Source organism: Rheinheimera oceanensis, from assembly GCF_018831085.1.
Taxonomy (GTDB): domain Bacteria; phylum Pseudomonadota; class Gammaproteobacteria; order Enterobacterales; family Alteromonadaceae; genus Alishewanella; species Alishewanella oceanensis.
In genome coordinates this window covers 733,341-754,444 of sequence record NZ_JAGPNM010000002.1, presented here as the reverse complement: position 1 = coordinate 754,444, position 21,104 = coordinate 733,341, and the positions used below count along the sequence as shown (strand labels likewise).

The following is a 21,104-nucleotide window of genomic DNA, read 5'->3' as shown; positions in this document are numbered from 1 at the left end:
CTACGCGCCCGCGACCAACTGGCACAAGTGCAACAGCAAAGCTTTATCCGCTTAGTCGGCATTTACCGCAGTTTTGGTGGCGGGATACAGCTGATTTAGGGTTGTTTGTTTGATGAAAAGCCGGATTTGTCCGGCTTTTCTTATTTACGCGGCAGATAGCACTACGGCGGAGATACTTCCATAGCCATTCTGCGGTAAGTATTAATATCGTCTGAGGCACCTGAGGGGGAAAGCTACGGTGGCGTGGACTTTACTGCGTTATGGCTTAACCATTTAAATTTGCAATACAGTGTCGATACCCAACTGTGCAATAAAGTGCGCATCATGGCTTACCACGACAAAGCCAGCCGGATATTGGTACAGTGTTTGTGCCAGCAAGGTTTTGGTCTCTAAATCCAGATGATTATCCGGTTCGTCCAGTAACAGCAGACTGTCGCTGTGTTGGCTTACCATTAGCATCGCCAGTTTCATCCGTTCGCCGCCACTTAATACGCCTGCGGGCTGCAATGCTTTATCAGCACGCAAGCCAGCGCTGGCTAATAAAGTGCGGGCTGCGGTTTCGCTAAGTAGCGGGCAATATTGGCGCAGGTTAGCCAATGCGCTTTGGCTGCTATTGAGCAAGCTGAAGTGCTGATCCAGATATTGTATGGTGCAATTCAATTGCAACTGACCGGCAGCAGGCGCTATTAAGCCTGCCAACGTTTGCAGCAAGGTAGATTTGCCACTGCCATTACAGCCTTGTAAATGCACACGTTGCTTACTGCGCCAGTTAAAGCTTAATGGCTGGTTATTGCCGTGCACCAATTGCAGTGCAATGGCATTTACCAACTGCTTGCTGCCGGTTACTGCAGGTGCCTGCAGGTAGAACTGTTGCGGTTTAATGACTTCCTGCTGCGCTTTTACCTGTTGCAACTGTTGCTGTGCCTGCTTTAGCTGGTGTTGCTCTTGTGTGCGCCTTGCCGATACTGCACTTTGGGCGCGGTTTTTCTGGTAGTCCAGCAATATGGTTGCCTGACTGCCGCGTTGTTTTTCGCCCTGTTGCTGCCGTTTGGCGGCACGCTCTGCGGCGGCTTGTGCCTGGCGTTGCTGTTGCGCCAGATTTCGTTCGGCCTGTTGGCGCTGTTGTTGCAGTGCTGTTTGCTGCAACTGACGTTGCTGCTGATAAAATTCATAGTTGCCGCCGTAACGGCTTAAACCGGAACTGTTTAACTCGTGTATTACGCTGACTTGTTGCAGTAATTCCCGGTCGTGGCTGATCAGCAAAATGGCGGTTTTGGGCCGGGCCAAAAAGCGGCTAATGCGCAGGCTTAACCAGTTGCGTGCCTGCGCATCAAGATGGTTGGACGGTTCATCCAGGATCAGCAGTGGCCGCTGCTGATAAAAGGCCCACCACAGCCGCAGGTGATTAAGCTGACCGCCGCTTAAGCTGTTGCAGCATTGCCAGATATCCGGCGCAGCGCCTATCTGTTTTAGTTCGCTGTGCAGGTCATCTGCCAGTTGCCAGTGCCCGTCAATAACGCTCAGGGTTTCAGTCTCACACCGGCCATCAGCAAGTTGTTGCAGCGCGTTAAGTTTATCTGTAATACCAAGCAGATTGGCAAGGCTCAGTTGCTGCCAGTGCGTTGGTGGTAGCTGTGGCAGCAAATAGCAATCAGCAGGCTGTTGTTGTGCCAGTTGCGCTGCCAACACCGATTTACCGCTACCGTTGCGACCGATCAGGGCGCTAAGGCCACTATCCAGCGACAAGCGGATGTCACGATACAGTACGTCGCCATTAGCTAAACTAAAGCTGCAAGGGGAAAAGTTGAATAAGGTCATATTGCCTCCCGATAATTCAGGGGGCGGGTAATAAAGACAGATAAGGCCGTGCTGTTGATAGCCCAACCGAAACAAACCCGCTAACCCTGATAAGTCCCAAAAAATAACATTGACGGCTAATCAGGATTTAGTTGTTCATTTCAGTCATGTGCTCCAAAGCTGGGGGGACGGCGGAATTATAACCTGCTCCGCCGTGATCGCAATACCGGTGCTAAATGATGTTACTGCTTAGCGCTGTTTAGCGCATGAATAGCAAAACTACCCAGCCAGTGGCCGCCTTCGTAGCTGTCGCCTATCAGATTGGGGTATGAATGCGCCATATGCTGGTCGGCTACTTTGCGCAGGTGCGCATACTGTGGGTACTGCTTTGCCAGCGCATACAGGTTCCAGGCCCGGCTGAAGTTTAAACCATCTAAATGCACCAGCTTGCCATCGGTTCTGTCGCTTACTTTGCCTACAGCCAGGGTGTAAGCCGGGTTGGCCAGTTGCGGCATAAAATGATTTAACCAGGGCAGAAACTGCTCTGCCGGTAAAATACGCTGCATCAGGCCAATTTGCTCCAGACAAGGTGAGATAAAGTCGTAACCGCTGGGTTCCCAGCTTATCGGGCAGTTTTTATCCTGCAAAAAGTAATCTTTGGCGCGCTGGGTAATAAGTTGCTGCAACGCAGTGTTCTGCTGGTTAACGGCATAGTCGTAAGCGAAGCTTAAACCAAAAGTAGTGTTGGTATGTTCGCCAACACGAACAGGGTACAACAGCCGGGGTAAAAAGCTGATATAGCGTTCAGCAATCAGGTCGGCCAGCGGCTGTAAATTTGCTGCCAGTTGCCTGGCCATCGGGTCTTGCCACAGGTGCAGTTCGTCAGACAGTTTCAGCAACCAGGCCCAGCCGTAGGTACGCTCGAATGAAGCATTAATGTCTTTGCTGAAAAAGGCGACTTCACGTGCTACTTTTTCGGCAGTTAAGTTGCGCTGCAGCACCGCTTTAACGTCGTTTGCCTGGGCTAAATCGGGGAACTGGCGCAGCAAGGTTACCAGCGACCAGTAACCGTGCACTGCGCTGTGCCAGTCAAAGCAACCGTAAAATACCGGGTGCAGCACTGAGGGTTCTTGTAAGTCGGCGGCACTGCCCAACACTATGCCGGTTTTGTATGGGTACGGTGTTTCAACACAGTGCAGCGGCAGGGTTACCAGTTTATTTGCTTCGGCCAGTGTCAGGTTATTTGGTGCGGCGTTGGCGGGGCTTTGTGCCTGGCTAAACAGGCTGACACAAAACAGGCTGATACACATTAATTTTGCACTTATGGTCAGAGCGCGGATCGTCATAATATGGCCTTGTATGCTTAGAGTAATTTTGGGCTTAAGGCTCAGAGATTAAAACAATTTTGCGCTGCTGTCTTGGTTAAACTATTTCAGCATTACCTGCTGTAAAGGTGTTTCAGCAGTATGTTTAAGCGGCTGTTTTGGTACATCTGCTTCTGATAACAGCGTTTTATGCCATACACGCAAAGTGTAATCGCCTGGTGGAACACTGTTTAACACGGCCAGGCCGTCGTTGTTACTGTGGCTATAGTATGGCGTGTCCAGCACTACCACCCAGGCAATCATCTGATCATGAATATTACAGCCCAGCGCGGCTACACCGCTTTGCTCAAATACAACCGGCTCTGTTGGCGTGCCGACATACAGCTTAATTTCAAACTGCTTGATGGGCGAAAACGAATAGACATGATGGCGCACGGTGTCTTCATTCGGGAAGGTTACCGCCGTACCGCGCGGAATAACCAGCACTTCGGGTATAAAGGTAGTATTACGCTGAATAATGCTGGCCGTTGCTGCAGCTTTAACCGCCGCTGAGGCCGCAGCGGATTGCAGAAACACCACAGCGCCGGCCACTGGCTGGCCGTTGCTGTTTTGCACCTGCACTTGCAACTGCGTTGCTAAAGCTACCGGCGGCAGCAAAAATACTGCCGCCAGTAATAGGCTGTGGGGCAACTTAAGGTTCAATGGCGATACCTGCCAGTGCACTGCCATCGGCCAGTGTGCCAAGCTTTTTGGTTTTACCGCTGGCTAAATCTATCTGGTACAGCGTGCTGGCCGGTTCTGCCGCTGTGCTGGCAGCAACGAGGCCAATATTACTCAGGTCGGAAATATCAAAAGAGACTTGCTGCAGTGCTGCCAGCCCCAGGCTGCCAACAGTAAACAGCTGCCCGGTATTGGGCGATACCGCCGGGGTGGTGCCCTCTTTGGTACCCTGGGTCAGTAAATTACCTGCTGTTATGTCTATAGCGTAGTTGGTGGTTATTTTACTGTCTTGCTGGTTGTAAGTGTAAGCAGCAGCAACAACTGCCGGGGTTTTACCATAGTGCGAATCGCCCTGTGCATATTGTAATGTTGGGTCGGTTGACGCCAGCTCAGCTGTTTCCGGGTGCAAACGCAAGTTTTGGCCTTTGTCATTTACAACACGAATGCGGTCGGCCGCCGGGTTAAAATCAAAGCCAAACTGGCCTTGTTGCAAAGTGCCTGCAGGTAAAGGCGCGCCTACCGCAGTTAAGGCACCGGAGCCGGTGTTAATGGTATAAAGCTGGCCTTTGTCTGACAGCGCAAACAACACACCATATGCTACGCGATAATCTATACCCAGCAATGTTTCGCCTGCAGCCAGGCCGGTAAGGGCTTTTTGCTCAAGTACTTTATCCGGTGCTGAAGGGTTCACTTTAATCAGCTGATTGGCCTGATTAAGTAACCATAATACTTCGTTGCCTTTAAGCTCAGGCATAGCGGCTATGCTAACGCCGGAGGAGAGCAAGCCAGTAACAGCCAGTAGGGTAGAACCGAAAACCTGTTTGGTCATTTTCATATTGTACGTCCTTTTTGCTTAACTGGCCTGCAAGATACCGGCCGTTATAATGGTAAAACACAGCAATAGCCAGGCAAAGTGATCTGTTAGTCAGAGCCATCACGTATTACGGTATAGCAGTGTTATTGGTTCAGTATATAAGTTCGTATTGCCGTGTGTATCTGGCTTAGAACCTTGCGTCCTACCATTAGCATCCTATGCTTAGTCTGCGCCATATACTAAAAATGCTGTTGGATGAGGAACTTATGTTAAGAAAAATTAAAATTGGTAAAAGGCTTGCCGTTGTTTTTACATTAATGGTGCTATTGACCATTATTGTTGGTGCAGTAGCAAAGTATCGTTTTGCTGAAACAGAAGCAAATATCCATAATATTGCCGACCGGCGCCTACCCGCTTCATTACTGGCAGGAGATATGAACCGGGAGTTTTTATTAATTCGTTTGTATACCCTTAATGTGTTGTATGCCCATTCTGATGCTGACCGTCAGCTGCGGCGCAGCACCTTGCAAGAGGCTATGCGCAGCTATCAACAGGCTTCAGATAGTGCAGCGGCGTTTCATCAAACTGCAGCCGGAAATGCAGTATTTAGCCAGGTGGTAACGGCTAAACAGCAATACGATCAGTTACACCAGCAACTGCTGACGCTGATTGAACAGGGCCAACTGGAGCAGGCCGAGCAGTTTCGTCATCAGGGCCTAAACGATGCGGCGCGTAAAGTGACTGATGCGCTGATGGCTATATCGCACTACCAGCAAACCACCGCCAATCAGCAAGCTGAAAGCGCCAAGCACAGTATTGGGCTTGCCTTTATGAATATGATTGTCATTGTTGTTATTGCTGTGATAGCAGCTGTAGTGCTTGGATTGATGCTAAGCCGCAGTTTAGTAAGGCCAATGCAGGCGGCGGTAATAATTAGCCAGAAAATTGCCGCCGGCGAGCTTAACCAGGTTTTCCATGATGACGAGCCGGACGAAGCCGGCGAAATGATCCGCGCTATGGCACAAATGCAGCAACAATTAAAAACCACAGTACATGAAATTAACCAGTCTTCATCGCAGCTGGCTGCTACGTCTGAAGAACTAAGCGTGGTAACCGAGCAATCCAGCCGTACTTTACATCAGCAAAGTGAAGAGCTGGAGCAAGGCGCAACGGCAGTAACCGAACTTACTACTGCAATTGAAGAGGTTGCCCGCAGTGCGGCTTCTACATCGCGTGATTCTGAAATAGCCAATGATAAAGCACGCCAGGGGCAAGAGCGGGTAAACCATACTATTAATACCATACAGGCGCTTGACGGTGAGCTGCAATCGTCGCGCCACGGCATTGAAAAACTGGCAGACAGAGTTAAAGATATTGGCTCGGTACTGGGCGTTATTCGCGCCATTGCTGAGCAAACCAATTTGCTGGCATTAAATGCCGCGATAGAGGCCGCCCGGGCTGGCGATAGCGGCCGTGGTTTTGCTGTAGTGGCAGATGAAGTGCGCGCTCTGGCGCATCGTACACAGGAGTCGACCAAAGAAATTGAGCGCATGATGCACGCAGTGCAGACAGAAACCCATAACACGGTAGAAAGCATGAACAGCTGCAGTGGTAAAGCAACCGAAACACTGCAGATTGCCCAGCAGGCAGGTGAAGCCTTGCAACTGATTGCTGAAGCTATTGGCCAGATTAGTGATCAAAATCTGACCATTGCCAGCGCGGCAGGACAGGATAAAAATAACGTGCAACAACAGGTGGCAATATCTGTTGTTAACATGCAGCCCGCTAAAACTCCGGGTTGCCAAACTATATTGTTAGCCCCCAAAAGCAAAATGTGTTTTTGCCGCTGTTGCTATGGCAGCTAAAACCGTTTTTCAAACTCAGCATGCCTTGTACGGCGCGCTAAAGCATGCAGTAAAGCTAGCGGCGTGACCCGTTTAATTGCAGATAAACTGTGGGTTATTGCACATGAAAAATAGTAAAAACACCCCGGCACAGCGCTCCACGCTATGGCCGTCATTTTCCGCTTTACTGACACTTTGTTGTCTTGGTGCACCGCACGCGGCACTGGCAGATGTTACTAACCCTGTTATTGGTAACCTGCTGTTTGAGGACAACTTCAACACCTTTAATACAGCCACATGGAATGAAATAGAAGGCGACGGCTGCGCTATTGGCTTATGCGGCTGGGGCAATCAGGAACTGCAGTGGTACAGCGCAAATAATCTGAGTATTGAAGATGTACCCGGTGAGCCGGGTAATAAAGCCCTGGTGTTGCAGGCGCGCAACGACGCTATAGGCGGCCGCGCTTTTAGCTCGGGTAAAATTGACAGCGAGCAAAAACTGGCCGTGCAGTACGGCATGATTGAGGTGCGTTTGCGGGTGCCGCAGCTGGGTATTGGTTTATGGCCTGCTGCCTGGATGCTGGGTACCAGTACCGCCACCTGGCCTGCCAAGGGCGAAATTGACATGATGGAAATGGGCCACAGTGCTCAGGGCAGGAGCGACGCTGGCCACGCCGGGGCCGATATCAACAGTTATGTCGGCGCTAATGCGATTTTTTACGCTGATGCGGCCTGTGGGCCACAAAACCCAACCTGTGCCGCCATGACGGCCTGGCAAACCGACAACGCTTATGTTGCTGCCCAGCCGTTGAGTAACCGCTTTGTAACCTACCGTACCTATTGGACAGACAGCCAGCTGCGTTTTACGGTAATAGACAATGGTGTTGAGTATGATATGTACGATGCGCCAATCAGCATTACTGAAGAATCCAGCGAGCTGCAGCAGCCGTTCTACCTGCTGTTTAATATGGCGGTAGGCGGCAATTTTACCGACGCTGCAACAAATGCCCAGGTTAGCGCACCCTTACCGGCAAAGATGTATATTGATTATGTACGGGTGTACCAGCTAAACGGTATGGGGCAGGTATTTCATGGCAATGTTAACCCACCGGAAAGTGGCAGCTTTGGTGTCTTTACCGATACCACGCCGACAACCAACCAGCTGCAGGCCGGTGTCAGTTCAGATATTTATATCTGGAACCAGGCGTCTGTAGTGGCAGGCAACACTGCACCGCTGGAGGGGAATAATGTTATTGCCTGGCGTTACACCAGCCCCGGGCAATGGTTTGGTGGTGGTATTCAAACCCGGCAGGTGCGCGATATGAGCAACTTTGCCAACGGCAGTATGAAGTTCAGTATCAAAATTCCGGCCAACGTTGGCTTTAAAATTGGCATTGCCGATTCCTACACCAATGAAAACTGGCTGAATTTCCCGGCTAATGAAAGCCGCTATGGGTTGGTTCGTAACGGTGACTGGAGCGAAGTCACTATTCCGGTAGCCGATTTACGTGGCGAGTTAATAGCGCTGCAGGCATTAACCGGTATGTTTTATATTGCCAGCCTTGATGGCCAGATACCCGGTAGCAGCTTTGAATTTGCCATTGATGATATTGTCTGGGAAGGTGGCGGTGGCACTACGCAGGCTGACAGCGATGGTGATGGCGTGCCTGATCACCTGGACCAATGTGCCAACACTGCGCCCGGCAGCGCGGTGGATAGCAACGGTTGCCCAACTGCCGCCGGGGCTTTTGGTGTGGCGCAAACCGGCGCCGACAGCGTGCGGTTTTTTGTTAACAGTAACGGCTGGGCTGATGTGCATTACCGTGTCAACAACGGCGGCCAGATTAATGTCGCTATGCAACAGGCTGGCGGGGTAAACAGCTATCTGGTATCGGGCTTGGCACCGGGTAGTGTGCTGACCTACTTTTTTACCTATTGGGATACTGCAAATGGTTACGCCATTGATACGGCACAGCAAAGCTTTACCCTGAGTACGACAGGCGGTGGTACTAACCCGGACCCTGGCGGGCCAAACCCTGATCCGGGCCTGGATAGTGACGGCGATGGTGTGCCTGATGCGCTGGACAATTGCCCCAGTACACCGGCCGGTACGCCGGTAAATGCTAATGGTTGCCCGCTGACAGCACTAAATGTAGTACCGTTGTATAACGTTACAACTCCGCTGGAGAGTGCTATTCAGTATGATCGCGGCGATGCACTGGTTACCCGCTTTTCTGATCGCGCCCGCGACCGGCATGCCAAAGAAAACCATTTTCAGGCCTATGATCACTACCTGACGTTTTACTGGGAAGACAGAACCGCAGCCATTGAAATTGTCGATTATGTTGCCAAAGGCGGTAGCAGTATTCGTATGAATGTGGTGACACAAAATAAACTGCACGATACCGAAGCAGAAAACCGCTGGTGGTATATCGGCATGAATACGCTGGCCGAGTTTTGCGGTAATGGTGTAATGAATATGGTAGATAACACCCATTACTGGAAAGAAGAAAGCTATAACTGCCGCGAAGGCCGGCCGATTCAGGTAGGCGATAAACTGGAGTTTGAAGTCAGCCAGTTTTTAGATGGCTCCACCCTGCCGCGTGGCCGGGCTAACTATTACGGCACCACCTTTTTATATATTGTTGGCCAGGGCATAGTGCCGTGGGATGTTACCGACAAAGAAATTTTTCAGCCGGGCCGTTACTTACAGCGTGACTCTATACCGCTGCCTGCCAGCGCGCGTTTAGGTGGTGACACCACCCTGCATGTGCAAATGACCGCCGAGCCGGACGGCCATTTTCAGCAAATGGCCACTAATTTAGGCTATGACAACGGCCAGCCATTTGTACTGGGGCGGCGTTTACACCATACCTCTTTTGTTGACGGCAGCCATGACGAAAACGCCGAAAACGGTATTTTTGCCGGCATGGCAGGGTTAGCGGGTGCGAATTATATTAACCAGCGCTGCTCCGGTTGCCATGTGCGTAATGGCCGGGCGCCGGTTGGCGCTGTTGGCTCGCCGCTGGATAAGTGGGTGTTTCGGGTGGGTAATGCCGATGGCTTATCACATGCTGAATTAGGCCGGGTATTACAACCGAGACGAAACGGCGGTGCCAGCAATGAAAGCATGCCATCTATTGCTTCGTTTACCGAGAATAACGGCCTGCGCACAGCCAACTACCAGTTCAGTGGTACTGTGCCTGATACTTTCTCGGCCCGTATTGCGCCACAGTTAAACGGTATTGGCTTGCTGGAGGCCATACCTGAAGCGGCGATACTGGCGCTGGAAGATATTGACGATGCCAATGGCGATGGCATTTCCGGCCGTGCCCATCGTGTGACTGACCCTGTTACCGGTGAAACCCGTTTGGGCCGCTTTGGCTATAAAGCGGCAACTGCCAGTGTAAAGCATCAGGTGGCTGCCGCACTTAATACTGATATGGGCGTAATGACCACCGTTTTGCCAACGCCAGACTGCGGTGCCAGCCAGAGTAACTGTGGTGGTGGTACACCGCTGGCCGATCAGCATCTGGATAACCTGATAAAGTACATCTCGTTGCTGGGCGTGCGGGCACAGCGTGACTATAACGATCCGCAGGTGTTGCAGGGTAAAGCCGTTTTCAATGCTACCGGCTGCAACGGTTGCCATATTGAGAGCTTTCAAACCAGTGAATATCACCCGCTGGCAGAGCTGCGTAACCAGACTATCTACCCGTACACTGACTTATTGCTGCATGATATGGGGCCTGGCCTGGCCGATAACTTAGCCGAAGGTGAGGCCGGCGGTTCGGAGTGGCGTACTGCACCGCTGTGGGGCCTGGGGTTATCCGCCTGTGTTACCGGTGGGGTAGCAGGCAATATAGGTTGGGACGCTTTTGGCCTGGATGGCCATGAGTATTGCACGCCGGATGCTAACTATTTACACGATGGCCGCGCCCGCACTATTGATGAAGCAATCCGCTGGCACGGTGGTGAGGCAGAGCTTAGCAGGATCAACTATGAGAACCTGTCATCGGCAGACAGAGAAGCATTGCTGGCATTTTTAAACAGTTTATAAGTAACAGCCGGCTACAGCTTAACGGCTGTCAGCCGGGTTTGATCTGATACCTTGCCAGAAACAAGGCGATGGCCTCATCAATAATATGCGCCTGTTGCGCCGGGGTTTGTTGCTCCAGGCCAAACAGGCTGGGATAAAACACAAAAGACTTTAGCTGATAAATAAACTGCTTGCCGGCAAAGGGGATATCGGCAATTTTCAGCACGCCGGCTGTGCAGGCGTCGGTTAAAAAGTTGTCTATATAGCGCTTGCAGCCCAGGCTGCTGTCGCTCATCAGCTGCGCCAGTTCCGGGCGCTGCATAACCTGCATAATAGCAATTTTGGCTACCCGTAAAAAAGCGGCAGAGCTAAGCAGGGCAACTTCATCCTGCGCTATACGGCGCAGTTGCTGATCAATAGGTTCTGCCACGTTAAAACGCACTTCGCCGCCCTGTGCCAGTTTGTCGAACATGCGCTGCAATATCGCCTGAAACAGCGCATCCTTAGTGGCGAAATGGTTGTATACCGTGCGTTTTGATACTTTAGCCTGCAGGGCCAGTTGGTCCATGCTGGTATGCTCCACACCGCTGCTGTGGAATAGTTCTTCTGCCGCATCAAGTATTTGCATGCGTTTTTTGTCGGTTAGTTTCATCGTTTTCAGCCTTGCATTAATACAGCCATTGTAGCGCAGCATAGAAAAAACTGCACTAAGCAGTTTACTTATGTGTTTTTATATGTAAACTGCACGGTGTAGTTTATATATGGTGAGCTTATGCGCAAATTAATTAAACCACTAAGCTGGCTGCTGGGCAGTCTGGCGCTGACAGGGGCAGGAATAGTAATGCTAAATACCAAGATCGTAGCAAACGTAGATGCAACAACTCTAACTGATGCCAGCCGGTATCAGCATGGTAAGTTTCATAATGTGCATGCCTTTGAACAACCGGGCTTACTGAAAACGCTGGAAATTACCAAACGTTATTTCACTGAGCCGGCAGTAGACAAAGTGCCGGCGAAAGCCATACCGCTGTTGCCACTGAGCCGGCAGCAACTTGATGCCTTGCCGGACAATGACCTGCACTTTGTTAAGCTGGGACATTCATCGGTACTGCTGAAAATATATGGCGAATACTGGCTGCTGGACCCGGTATTTTCGCAGCGTGCTTCGCCGTTTTCCTTTCTGGGGCCAAAGCGCTTTCATCAGGCGCCCATCAGTATTGCTGAGTTGCCCCCCATCGCTAAGGTGCTGATCTCGCATAACCATTATGATCATTTAGATAAAGCCAGTATTAAGCAACTGGCGGCGAAGACTGCGCAGTTTCTGGTGCCGCTGGGGGTAGAAACAGATTTACAGAAATGGGGCGTGGCGGCGGAAAAAATTCAGCGTTTTGACTGGTGGCAGGAACAGGCCAGCGACAATGCGCTGATTGCCTTTACGCCAACGCAGCATTTCTCCGGCCGTGGTATTGGTGATGGCAATAATACATTGTGGGTTCCTGGGTCATTAAAACCCTGGCCGGTGCGGTGTATTTCAGCGGCGATTCCGGGTACTTTGATGGTTTTGAGCAAATAGGCAATAAATACGGCCCCTTTGATATCAGCTTTATTGAAACCGGCGCTTACGATAACGACTGGGCGCATATTCATATGACGCCGGAGCAAAGCGTACAGGCGCACCTGGATGTAAAAGGCCAGGTTATGGTGCCGGTACACAACGGCACTTTTGATTTAGCCTTTCATGCCTGGTATGAACCACTGGAGCGGGTGAGTGCTGCCGCAGAACAAACAGACACGGCATTGTTAACGCCAGAATTTGGCCGGGTGGTGTCTGTATCACAACTGCATAACACTGTGGCGCAAAACAGTTTTTGGTGGCGGGCGCTGATGCCACAGGCTGAACTGGCCGCTACCGGCGCTACTGCAGCGGCGGCACAATAAATAATTGCCCGGCCGCCAGGTTTATACTTACCGGCCGGGCGTTAATGGTTTTAGCGGTTATTGTAATCAGTAATATCCAGCCCGGCATTGCGGCAAACCCGCTGCAGCAAACTGTAAGCTTCTGTTATAGCGTTCTCGTTAGCTTTACGTTCACTGATATCCTGATGTGTGCCTGCCATTAACCGCGGCTGGCCGTGCTCTGTGCGGTTTATTACCTTGCCCTGCGTTAAAATCCATACCCAGTGGCCGTCTTTATGCTGCATACGGCATTCCATTTCGTAATGTGCCTGTTCGCCGTCGAAGTGCTGTTGCAGCAGGCGCTCAGACCTTACTCTGTCGGCCGGATGCACCAGCTTTAACCAGGTATCAAAACTTAACGGCAGTAAATCATACAAGGCGTACCCCAGCATTTCTGCCCAGCGTTCGTTAAAAATTACATCGCCGGTTTGCACATTCCATTCCCAGGTAGCCAGGCGCGAACTGTCAATAAATGCAGCCAGCCGTTGCCGGTGCTGTTCCTGCTGCTTTTTATCCTGGAGCAGTTGGGCGGTTTGTTTTGTCAGTGTGCTGCGGGCTATTTCGGTTTCGGCCAGTGCAGCCAGATCCTGTAGCAAGGTAAGTTGTAGCGGGTTCAACTCACGCGGCATATCGTCAATAATACACAAAGTACCCAGCGGCAGGCCGTCAACTGAGTGCAGCGGCACGCCGGCATATAGCCGTATGGCAGGTTCGCCGGTTACCAGCGGGTTATCAGCAAAGCGTTCATCTGCCGTCGCATCCGGTACATATAGCAACGTATCGTTAAATATCGCGTGGGCACAAAACGATATATCTCTTGGTGTTTCTTTTAGCGCAATGCCCTGGCGCGATTTAAACCATTGCCGGCGCTCATCAATCAGGCTGAACAGCGATATCTTACAGCCAAACAAGGCCTGGGCCAGCCGGGTAAAACGGTCAAATTCATCGCTTGATGTATCGTCCAGCAAGCCCGAGGCAACCAGCGCCTGCAGCCGCTCAGCTTCATTATCAGGAACTTCCGGTAAATGCATAGGGTTACGTCATTAAAATAACTACGGGTAATTGAGTGTAAGCCAAAGCAATAAGCACTGCTAAAGTGTTTTGGGGAAGTTCATTTAATTAATAGAAGTCAAAGGAGTTAGATTCTCAAAAGTTTAAGAGAATGAGAGTCTAGAGAGTTAGAGCTTAATTAGTAGAGGTCAAAGGAGTTAGATTCTCAAAAGTTTAAGAGAATGAGAGTCTAGAGAGTTAGAGCTTAATTAATAAAGGTCAAAGGAGTTAGATTCTCAAAAGTTTAAGAGAATGAGAGTCTAGAGAGTTAGAGCTTAATTAGTAGAGGTCAAAGGAGTTAGATTCTCAAAAGTCTAAGAGAATGAGAGTCTAGAGAGTTAAAGACATAGGAATCAAAATGTAGGGTCTCAGGTGTACAGAGTCAGAGCTTGAAGTGGAAGTAGTATAGTTCAAAAAATTAGATATTTTCAATTTCCTAAATACACATTACTAATGAATTAAATATCTAAAAGTGAGTGTCAAATCCATTTGTTACTCATAATTGTAATTTTTTGATGTACAAAAAAAGTGCAATATAATAGACTAAATCCATAGATAAATATATTTCGAATTTTGTGAGAGCCTAATGTCAGTTATGCAGCTTGATTTAGAAAATGCCGTACATTATCACTACGACCAGTTCCCACCTACAAAGTTAGATTACGGGCACTTTGTTGATAACTTAATAAAGGCTACTGATGCAATAGCGCGATATGACCAAATGCTAAAAAATATGCACAATAGTGAGATTTTACTAGCCCCGCTTAGAAACCAAGAAGCTGTTATTTCATCTAGAATGGAAGGAACGGTTAGCACGATGGATGAGATCTTAAAATACGAAGCGGATCATGAAGCTGATACTGCTGACTCAACTAACGTGCGCTCAGAAGTGATAGAAACAATACTTTACCAAAGAGCCTTGAAAGCCGCACAGGGCGCACTAAATGACGGATATCCTATTTCGCAATCTATGATAAAGGGAGTGCATCAAAGACTACTGTCGTTTGGGCGGGGGGCGTTGAAATCTCCGGGAGAATTCAAAACCGAGCAAAATTATTTAGCAGATAAGTACAAGCGAAAAATTCTCTTCGTACCGATTCAGCCAGAGAAGCTGCAGGATGGTCTAGATATATTGTTTAAATATATAAGTGAAAGTACCGAACCAGCTCTAATTAAAGCAGCAATGACTCATATCGAATTTGAGGCACTGCATCCTTTTAAAGATGGCAATGGCAGAATTGGGCGGATGTTAATAACATTAATGCTATGGAAGTCTGGGGTTATATCTGCGCCTCACTTTTATGTTAGTGGATACTTTGAAGAGCACAAAGATGAATATATTGACACGATGAGAAGCGTTTCGGAGACAGGTAATTGGGAAGAGTGGTGCTCGTTCTTTTTGAGGGCGATAGAGCAGCAAGCGGTGAGAAATTTATCAATTGCCGAAGATATAAGAACTCTTTATGAGAACTTGAAGCAGACGTTTTCTGAAGTGTTATCTTCAAAGTGGAGTGTGACTGCACTTGATTTCGTGTTTACAAACCCAGTTTTCAGAAATAACAAATTCACTTCACACAGCGGTATCCCGCAAGCAACAGCAGCAAGGTTTACTCGGATTTTACTGGACGAGGGTATTATTCATACGGTAGAGGAAGCTTCTGGACGTAGGCCAGCGTTGTATTCTTTTGAACCACTAATGGGCTTAGTCCGAGTATAAGGGACCGAACATATTTCAATAAGTGGGGGTAAAACGACAAGCCTTTAAGAATGGTGGCCCCAGCTGGACTCGAACCAGCGACCGATCGATTATGAGTCGAGCGCTCTAACCAACTGAGCTATGGGGCCATGTGAAACTTTCTAATCAGCTGCCAGGGTACATCCTGTAGCTTCATTCCGGCTCGACCATCCACGGTCTCACCTTCGTGTCTTTCGGCGTGACGTTAAGTCACCCCTTATCGCCTTACGGCGACCGCCCCTCAGCCAACTGAGCTATGGGGCCATTGAAACTTATTATACGGCTTTCAGGTGTATCCTATTTATATACCTATAGGAAACGGCAGGCAGTATAAGAAGTTTTCTCTGCTTTGTCATCCGGCTTGTGCCGGTTGAGGCGATTAACTGCTGGTTTTTTAGACTGATAGAATAAAGGCGCCTGTCGGCGCCTTTATCTTTAGCATTAGCTTACTCGTCCAGGAAGCTTTTTAATACTTCTGAGCGTGACGGGTGACGCAGTTTACGCAGTGCTTTGGCTTCGATCTGACGAATACGCTCGCGGGTTACGTCAAATTGTTTGCCTACTTCTTCCAGCGTGTGGTCAGTATTCATATCAATACCAAAGCGCATACGCAGTACCTTGGCTTCGCGTGCAGTTAAACCGGCTAACACTTCGTTGGTGGCGTTTTTCAGGCTTTCCATGGTGGCTGAATCCAGCGGTGATTCACCTGTGCTGTCTTCGATAAAGTCACCCAGATGCGAATCTTCGTCATCGCCAATCGGTGTTTCCATTGAAATTGGCTCTTTGGCGATTTTCAACACTTTGCGGATTTTATCTTCCGGCATTTGCATGCGCTCGGATAATTCTTCCGGTGATGGCTCGCGGCCCATTTCCTGTAACATCTGCCGGGAAATGCGGTTTAACTTGTTAATGGTTTCAATCATATGCACCGGAATACGGATGGTGCGGGCCTGATCCGCAATTGAGCGGGTGATGGCCTGACGGATCCACCAGGTGGCATAAGTAGAAAACTTGTAACCGCGACGGTATTCGAATTTATCTACCGCTTTCATCAAGCCGATGTTGCCTTCCTGAATTAAATCAAGGAATTGCAAACCACGGTTGGTGTACTTTTTCGCAATAGAGATAACCAGACGTAAGTTGGCTTCTACCATTTCTTTTTTCGCACGGCGGGCTTTGGCTTCGCCGATAGACATACGGCGGTTAATATCTTTAATTTTAAAGATGCTTAAGCCGGTTTCTTCTTCAATTTTCTTCAGTTTTTCAATGCTGCGAACCAGCTCTTCTTTATGCTCGTCCAGCTTGGCTGAGTACGGCTTATTGCCGGCGATTTCAGCATCCAACCAGGCGGTAGAAGTTTCAAAGCCGGTAAAGGCTTTGACGAAGTTTTTCTTCGGCATTTTGGCGTATTCAACACAGTGCTTCATCACAATGCGTTCTTGCACCCGTACACGGTCCATCATTTCGCGCATGTTTTTAACCAGGCGATCGAACTGTTTTGGTACCAGGCGGAAGCAGCGGAATACTTCGCTTAATTTTTCAATTTCTACTTTGGTAGTGGCGTGTTCACGGCCGTTTTTCACAATTGAGTTACGGGTAACATCGTACTGGGTACGCAGTTCGCCGAACTTCTGCCGTGCCATTTCCGGATCCGGGCCGCTATCACCGTCGTCAGCATCAGCGTCGCCGTCTTCATCGTCGTCATCGCTGTCGTCATCGTCCAGCTTGTCTTCTGGTACGTCTGAACCAATATGGCTGCCAACGATAGGGGCTTCGTCGATATCGTTCGGATCAATAAAGGCAGTAACAATGTCGCTTAAACGAATTTCTTCGGCTTCATACTTATCCCATTGCTCCAGCAGGTAAGTAATGGCTTCGGGGTACTCGGCAACTGAGCTTTGTACCGTGTTGATGCCGTCTTCAATCCGCTTGGCGATGTCAATTTCGCCTTCGCGGGTTAACAGTTCAACGGTGCCCATTTCACGCATGTACATCCGTACCGGGTCGGTAGTGCGGCCCAGTTCTTTGTCCACGCTGACTAAAGCTTGTGCCGCTTCTTCCACGGCGTCTTCATCTGTGGTGGCATCGGTCATGATCAGATCGTCGGCATCCGGTGCGGTTTCAAACACCTGGATCCCCATGTCATTGATCATGCGGATAATGTCTTCTATCTGATCTGAATCGATAATGTCTTGCGGCAGGTGATCATTCACCTCAGCAAAGGTAAGATAACCTTGCTCTTTACCTTTAATGATCAGGAGTTTTAGCTGCGACTGAGGATTTTGCTCCATAGAGACTTATCTTCCACCAATTTGATTAATGTAAAATTGCGAACTAGCGATTATAACAAAGCGCGGCTTTTCTAGCCAGCCGCATTAGTTCGCAAGCTTTGGTTTTTTGCTTTTCAGCGCTTGCAGCAGCAGTTTGTATTCGTGCCATTCGGCTTTACTCAGTTGCTGCAGTTTATCTTTCCGTTCCAGGGCTTCCAGCCGTTGTTGTAAATACTGATCTTCAATTGAATGAAAAGTATCGACAAATTCCTGTGACAATTGTTCCGGCTCGATCTGGTGATCCCAGGCGGCCAGTGTCATTAAAATGCTGTGTTCGGGCAAATCGCGCCACTGCTCTATCAGTTGTGCGGTGGTTAAATCCGGTTGTTGTTGCAGCCGTTGCTGCAATGCCAGTAACAAGCCTATGCCGGGAATATTGGCTGCGCCAAGCTCTGGTGCATCCGGCATTACATTAGCTAAATTGGGGTACTGCAGTAATAAACCAATAGCGCGGCGCATCGGTGTTATTTTCATTGCCGCCGGTTTTACCCGGCTGGATGCCCGCTGTACCGCTGCTTTGGTGCGTTCACGCGGTTTACCCAGCAGGTTAGCCAGTTTATCGCTTAAGCTGTCACGGTAAAACTCGCTCGGTATCTGTTTAATTAATTCTGCTGCTTTTACCGACAATGCTGATTTACCGGCATCAGTGGCCGGGTCAAACTCCTGCACCAGATGCTCAAAAAAGTACTGGTTTAGCGGCATAGCATTGGCAATGCGCTGTAAAAACGCGTCTTTGCCTTCTTTTTGTACTAATGAATCCGGGTCTTCGCCGTCAGGTAAAAACACAAAATTTAACTCTACACCGTCTTTTAATTGCGGCAGTGCACTTTGTAATGCCCGCCAGGCGGCATCGCGCCCGGCACGGTCACCATCGTAACAACACACTACCTTGGGGGTGTAGCGAAACAGCGTATGCATATGATCCGACGTTGTGGCAGTGCCCAAACAGGCGACAGCAAAGCGGATATCATGTTCGGCCAGTGCTACTACATCCATATAGCCTTCAACCACCAGTATTTGCTCAACATGGCCGGGTTGCTGGCGTACTTCGTATAAGCCATACAGCTCACGGCCTTTGTGAAACAGGCGGCTTTCCGGTGAATTTAAATACTTTGGCGTACCGTCGCCCAATACGCGGCCACCAAAGGCAATAACCCGGCCGCGTTTATCACGGATCGGAAACATTAAGCGTTCGCGGAAAAAGTCATACTCGCGGCCATTGTCGTTGCGGTTTATCAGCCGCAGTTCAAATAACTGATCGCGCAGCGCTTTATGGTTGGCCGGGCTTAAGTGTTTCAGCAGGTTATCCCAGCCATCCGGTGCGTAACCAATGGCAAAATCGGCCAGAGTTTTTGCACTCAGGCCACGTTTGGCCACATACTGCTGCACCATCGCAGCATTAGGGTGACTTTGCAGCTGTTGCTGATAAAACCCGGCGGCCTGCTGCATTAAATGGTAATCGTCAGCCTGGGCTGCAGGGCGGTTTTTAACGGCGCCTTGCTCGCGTGGCACTTCAAGATGGTGTTGCTGCGCCAGCTCTTCAATGGCTTCAACAAATTCGAGTTGTTCAAACTCCATCATAAAGCTGATGGCATTGCCGTGTGCGCCACAGCCAAAGCAATGATAAAACTGTTTATCCGGGCTAACGGTGAAAGAGGGCGATTTTTCGCTATGAAACGGGCAGCAGGCGGCGTAGTTTCTACCGGCTTTTTTTAGCGGTACGCGTTGGTCAATCAGTTCAACAATGTCGGTGCGGGCCAACAACTCGTCGATAAACTGTCTTGGGATTTGTCCTGCCACCTTTTTCCTTCGGCGTTATTCAGAAAAAGACAAACCGTGCCTTGCGGGCACGGTATGCAGATGTCAACTTTATGCTGTTACGTCGGGCTTTATTTATGCTACTAAAGCATGCTGTTATTACAGCGGGGCTGGCAAACATAAGGCACAGCCAAAGCACCGGTGTCGCTAGCAGGTACTATAAGCGGCTAACGCTTAGTACAGCTTGATGCGACGTGCGTTTTCGCGAGACAGCTTCTTAGCATGGCGCTTAACAGCTGCTGCTTTTTTACGCTTACGGATCCAGGTTGGCTTCTCGTAGAATTCTTTAGCGCGTACGTCAGCTAATACACCAGCTTTTTCGCATGAGCGCTTGAAACGACGTAATGCTACGTCAAACGGTTCGTTTTCTTTTACTTTAACAACAGGCATTAAATTCTCACCTCAGGGCCAAATTGGTTATCTGTGAACCAATACGATTAAAAATGGTGCGGCATTTTACGCAAAAAGACAGGGTGATGTAAAGCAGTTCTGCGATCTAAATCCGATCCTCTGGCTCTGAGTGAACTGAGCCGGTACAATGGCGCCCATTTTAGCGGATTTGAGATACAGATGCGAGTTTTAGGTATAGAAACATCCTGCGATGAAACCGGTATTGCTGTTTATGACGACAAGCTGGGGTTATTAAGCCATGTACTGTACAGCCAGATCCCACTGCATGCTGATTACGGCGGTGTAGTACCGGAGTTGGCCTCGCGCGACCATATCCGTAAAACCATACCGCTGATCAAACAGGCGCTGCTTGAAGCCAACTGTGCTGCTGCTGATATTGATGGCGTGGCTTATACTGCCGGCCCGGGTTTAGCCGGTGCTTTGCTGGTAGGTGCGGCTATTGGCCGCTCGCTGGCTATGGCCTGGGGCAAGCCTGCGCTGGCGGTGCACCATATGGAGGGGCATTTGCTGGCGCCGATGCTGGAAGCTAACCCGCCGCAATTTCCATTTTTAGCGCTGTTGGTGTCCGGCGGCCATACCCAGTTGGTGGCGGTTGAAGGTATTGGCCGTTATGAACTGCTCGGCGAATCTATTGATGATGCGGCCGGTGAAGCCTTTGATAAAACCGCCAAACTGATGGGGCTGGATTACCCTGGCGGCCCGTTATTAGCAAAGCTGGCCGTGCAAGGTGACAGCAAAAAGTACAAGTTTCCGCGGCCAATGACAGACCGGCCGGGGCTTGATTTTAGCTTTAGCGGCTTAAAAACCTCAGCCGCCAATGTGATCGCCAAAGAGGGTAACAGCACGCAGGTGCAGGCTGATATCGCAGCCTCATTTCAGCAGGCGGTGGTAGACACCCTGGTGATTAAATGCGAGCGGGCGCTGCTGCAAACCGGTTATAAACGCCTGGTGATAGCCGGTGGTGTTAGTGCTAATACGTCGCTGCGTGAACAGTTAGCACAGTTGTTGAAGCGCCACGGCGGTGAGGTGTTTTACCCGCGTAAAGAGTTTTGCACCGACAATGGTGCCATGATAGCACTGGCGGGGTATTACCGTTTAGCAGCCGGGCAGCAGCAGGATTTAACTGTTGGTGTCACACCGCGCTGGCCAATGCAGGACTTGCCGGCGGTTTAATGGTTTTAGCATATGGTCAGAAGTGGGGCTTCGGTTGCAACTCCCGCTCTGGCTCGCCACAGCAACTCACAAATGCTTACGCATTTGTTCAG

The 21,104-nt window shown here is 49.7% G+C and carries 13 protein-coding genes, 1 tRNA gene and 1 pseudogene; 5 read left to right on the top strand and 10 right to left on the bottom strand.

Annotation, left to right across the window (positions count from 1 at the left end):
* Nucleotides 1–273: 273 nt before the first annotated feature.
* The 4 genes from J3B89_RS08030 to J3B89_RS08015 form a co-directional block, all read right to left on the bottom strand.
* Entirely contained in the window at nt 274–1,818 is a 1,545-nt protein-coding gene (locus tag J3B89_RS08030) for an ATP-binding cassette domain-containing protein (RefSeq protein ID WP_215397000.1), read from the bottom strand.
* A 221-nt stretch (nt 1,819–2,039) separates the two neighbouring features.
* Nucleotides 2,040–3,143 carry a DUF2891 domain-containing protein gene (locus J3B89_RS08025; RefSeq protein WP_215396999.1) on the bottom strand — a complete coding sequence of 368 codons (1,104 nt, stop codon included), beginning with the start codon at nt 3,141–3,143 and terminating at the stop codon, nt 2,040–2,042.
* 81 nt (nt 3,144–3,224) lie between these two features.
* The gene (locus J3B89_RS08020) at nt 3,225–3,824 is read right to left on the bottom strand and encodes a methylamine utilization protein (protein WP_215396998.1); all 600 of its coding nucleotides are present in this window, start codon (nt 3,822–3,824) and stop codon (nt 3,225–3,227) included.
* Complete coding sequence (locus J3B89_RS08015) at nt 3,814–4,677, bottom strand: DUF4394 domain-containing protein (protein WP_215396997.1); 864 nt, start codon at nt 4,675–4,677, stop codon at nt 3,814–3,816. Before J3B89_RS08015 ends, J3B89_RS08020 begins: the two co-directional genes overlap by 11 nt.
* A gap of 245 nt (nt 4,678–4,922) precedes the next feature.
* Between J3B89_RS08015 and J3B89_RS08010 the strand changes: the two genes are divergently transcribed.
* Both J3B89_RS08010 and J3B89_RS21200 read left to right on the top strand, forming a co-directional pair.
* The gene (locus J3B89_RS08010) at nt 4,923–6,521 is read left to right on the top strand and encodes a methyl-accepting chemotaxis protein (RefSeq protein WP_215396996.1); all 1,599 of its coding nucleotides are present in this window, start codon (nt 4,923–4,925) and stop codon (nt 6,519–6,521) included.
* A gap of 103 nt (nt 6,522–6,624) precedes the next feature.
* The gene (locus J3B89_RS21200; RefSeq protein WP_251372275.1) at nt 6,625–10,560 is read left to right on the top strand and encodes a di-heme oxidoredictase family protein; all 3,936 of its coding nucleotides are present in this window, start codon (nt 6,625–6,627) and stop codon (nt 10,558–10,560) included.
* A gap of 28 nt (nt 10,561–10,588) precedes the next feature.
* On the opposite strand, the gene J3B89_RS07980 is transcribed toward J3B89_RS21200, so the two are convergent.
* Entirely contained in the window at nt 10,589–11,191 is a 603-nt protein-coding gene (locus tag J3B89_RS07980) for a TetR/AcrR family transcriptional regulator (RefSeq protein ID WP_215396995.1), read from the bottom strand.
* A 120-nt stretch (nt 11,192–11,311) separates the two neighbouring features.
* On the opposite strand from J3B89_RS07980, the pseudogene J3B89_RS07975 reads away from it, so the two are divergent.
* Nucleotides 11,312–12,477 (top strand): annotated as a pseudogene (locus J3B89_RS07975) (MBL fold metallo-hydrolase).
* Between the two features lie 50 nt (nt 12,478–12,527).
* Here the strand turns inward: J3B89_RS07975 and J3B89_RS07965 are convergent.
* The gene (locus tag J3B89_RS07965; RefSeq protein WP_215396992.1) at nt 12,528–13,526 is read right to left on the bottom strand and encodes a PAS domain-containing protein; all 999 of its coding nucleotides are present in this window, start codon (nt 13,524–13,526) and stop codon (nt 12,528–12,530) included.
* 605 nt (nt 13,527–14,131) lie between these two features.
* Here J3B89_RS07965 and J3B89_RS07960 point away from each other — a divergent pair.
* Nucleotides 14,132–15,262, top strand: a complete 1,131-nt coding sequence (locus tag J3B89_RS07960; RefSeq protein ID WP_251372274.1) for a Fic family protein — start codon at nt 14,132–14,134, stop codon at nt 15,260–15,262.
* Nucleotides 15,263–15,313: 51 nt separating this feature from the next.
* On the opposite strand, the gene J3B89_RS07955 is transcribed toward J3B89_RS07960, so the two are convergent.
* From J3B89_RS07955 to rpsU, 4 genes are all read right to left on the bottom strand, one after another.
* Nucleotides 15,314–15,390: transfer RNA gene (locus J3B89_RS07955), tRNA-Ile, on the bottom strand.
* 336 nt (nt 15,391–15,726) lie between these two features.
* Entirely contained in the window at nt 15,727–17,571 is a 1,845-nt protein-coding gene (rpoD, locus tag J3B89_RS07950; protein ID WP_215396991.1) for an RNA polymerase sigma factor RpoD, read from the bottom strand.
* A gap of 84 nt (nt 17,572–17,655) precedes the next feature.
* Nucleotides 17,656–19,410 carry a DNA primase gene (dnaG, locus tag J3B89_RS07945; protein WP_215396990.1) on the bottom strand — a complete coding sequence of 585 codons (1,755 nt, stop codon included), beginning with the start codon at nt 19,408–19,410 and terminating at the stop codon, nt 17,656–17,658.
* Nucleotides 19,411–19,602: 192 nt separating this feature from the next.
* Nucleotides 19,603–19,818 carry a 30S ribosomal protein S21 gene (rpsU, locus tag J3B89_RS07940; protein WP_027671378.1) on the bottom strand — a complete coding sequence of 72 codons (216 nt, stop codon included), beginning with the start codon at nt 19,816–19,818 and terminating at the stop codon, nt 19,603–19,605.
* Between the two features lie 180 nt (nt 19,819–19,998).
* Here rpsU and tsaD point away from each other — a divergent pair, with 180 nt between their 5' ends.
* Complete coding sequence (tsaD, locus tag J3B89_RS07935; protein WP_215396989.1) at nt 19,999–21,012, top strand: tRNA (adenosine(37)-N6)-threonylcarbamoyltransferase complex transferase subunit TsaD; 1,014 nt, start codon at nt 19,999–20,001, stop codon at nt 21,010–21,012.
* The last annotated feature ends 92 nt before the right edge of the window (nt 21,013–21,104 follow it).

Excerpts from the sequence above, each read along its gene's own strand:
- J3B89_RS08030 (WP_215397000.1), bottom strand. The coding sequence starts at position 1,818 with ATGACCTTATTCAACTTTTCCCCTTGCAGCTTTAGTTTAGCTAATGGC.
- J3B89_RS08025 (WP_215396999.1), bottom strand. The coding sequence starts at position 3,143 with ATGACGATCCGCGCTCTGACCATAAGTGCAAAATTAATGTGTATCAGC.
- J3B89_RS08015 (WP_215396997.1), bottom strand. The coding sequence starts at position 4,677 with ATGAAAATGACCAAACAGGTTTTCGGTTCTACCCTACTGGCTGTTACT.
- J3B89_RS08010 (WP_215396996.1), top strand. The coding sequence starts at position 4,923 with ATGTTAAGAAAAATTAAAATTGGTAAAAGGCTTGCCGTTGTTTTTACA.
- J3B89_RS21200 (WP_251372275.1), top strand. The coding sequence starts at position 6,625 with ATGAAAAATAGTAAAAACACCCCGGCACAGCGCTCCACGCTATGGCCG.
- J3B89_RS07980 (WP_215396995.1), bottom strand. The coding sequence starts at position 11,191 with ATGAAACTAACCGACAAAAAACGCATGCAAATACTTGATGCGGCAGAA.
- J3B89_RS07965 (WP_215396992.1), bottom strand. The coding sequence starts at position 13,526 with ATGCATTTACCGGAAGTTCCTGATAATGAAGCTGAGCGGCTGCAGGCG.
- J3B89_RS07960 (WP_251372274.1), top strand. The coding sequence starts at position 14,132 with ATGTCAGTTATGCAGCTTGATTTAGAAAATGCCGTACATTATCACTAC.
- rpoD (WP_215396991.1), bottom strand. The coding sequence starts at position 17,571 with ATGGAGCAAAATCCTCAGTCGCAGCTAAAACTCCTGATCATTAAAGGT.
- rpsU (WP_027671378.1), bottom strand. The coding sequence starts at position 19,818 with ATGCCTGTTGTTAAAGTAAAAGAAAACGAACCGTTTGACGTAGCATTA.
- tsaD (WP_215396989.1), top strand. The coding sequence starts at position 19,999 with ATGCGAGTTTTAGGTATAGAAACATCCTGCGATGAAACCGGTATTGCT.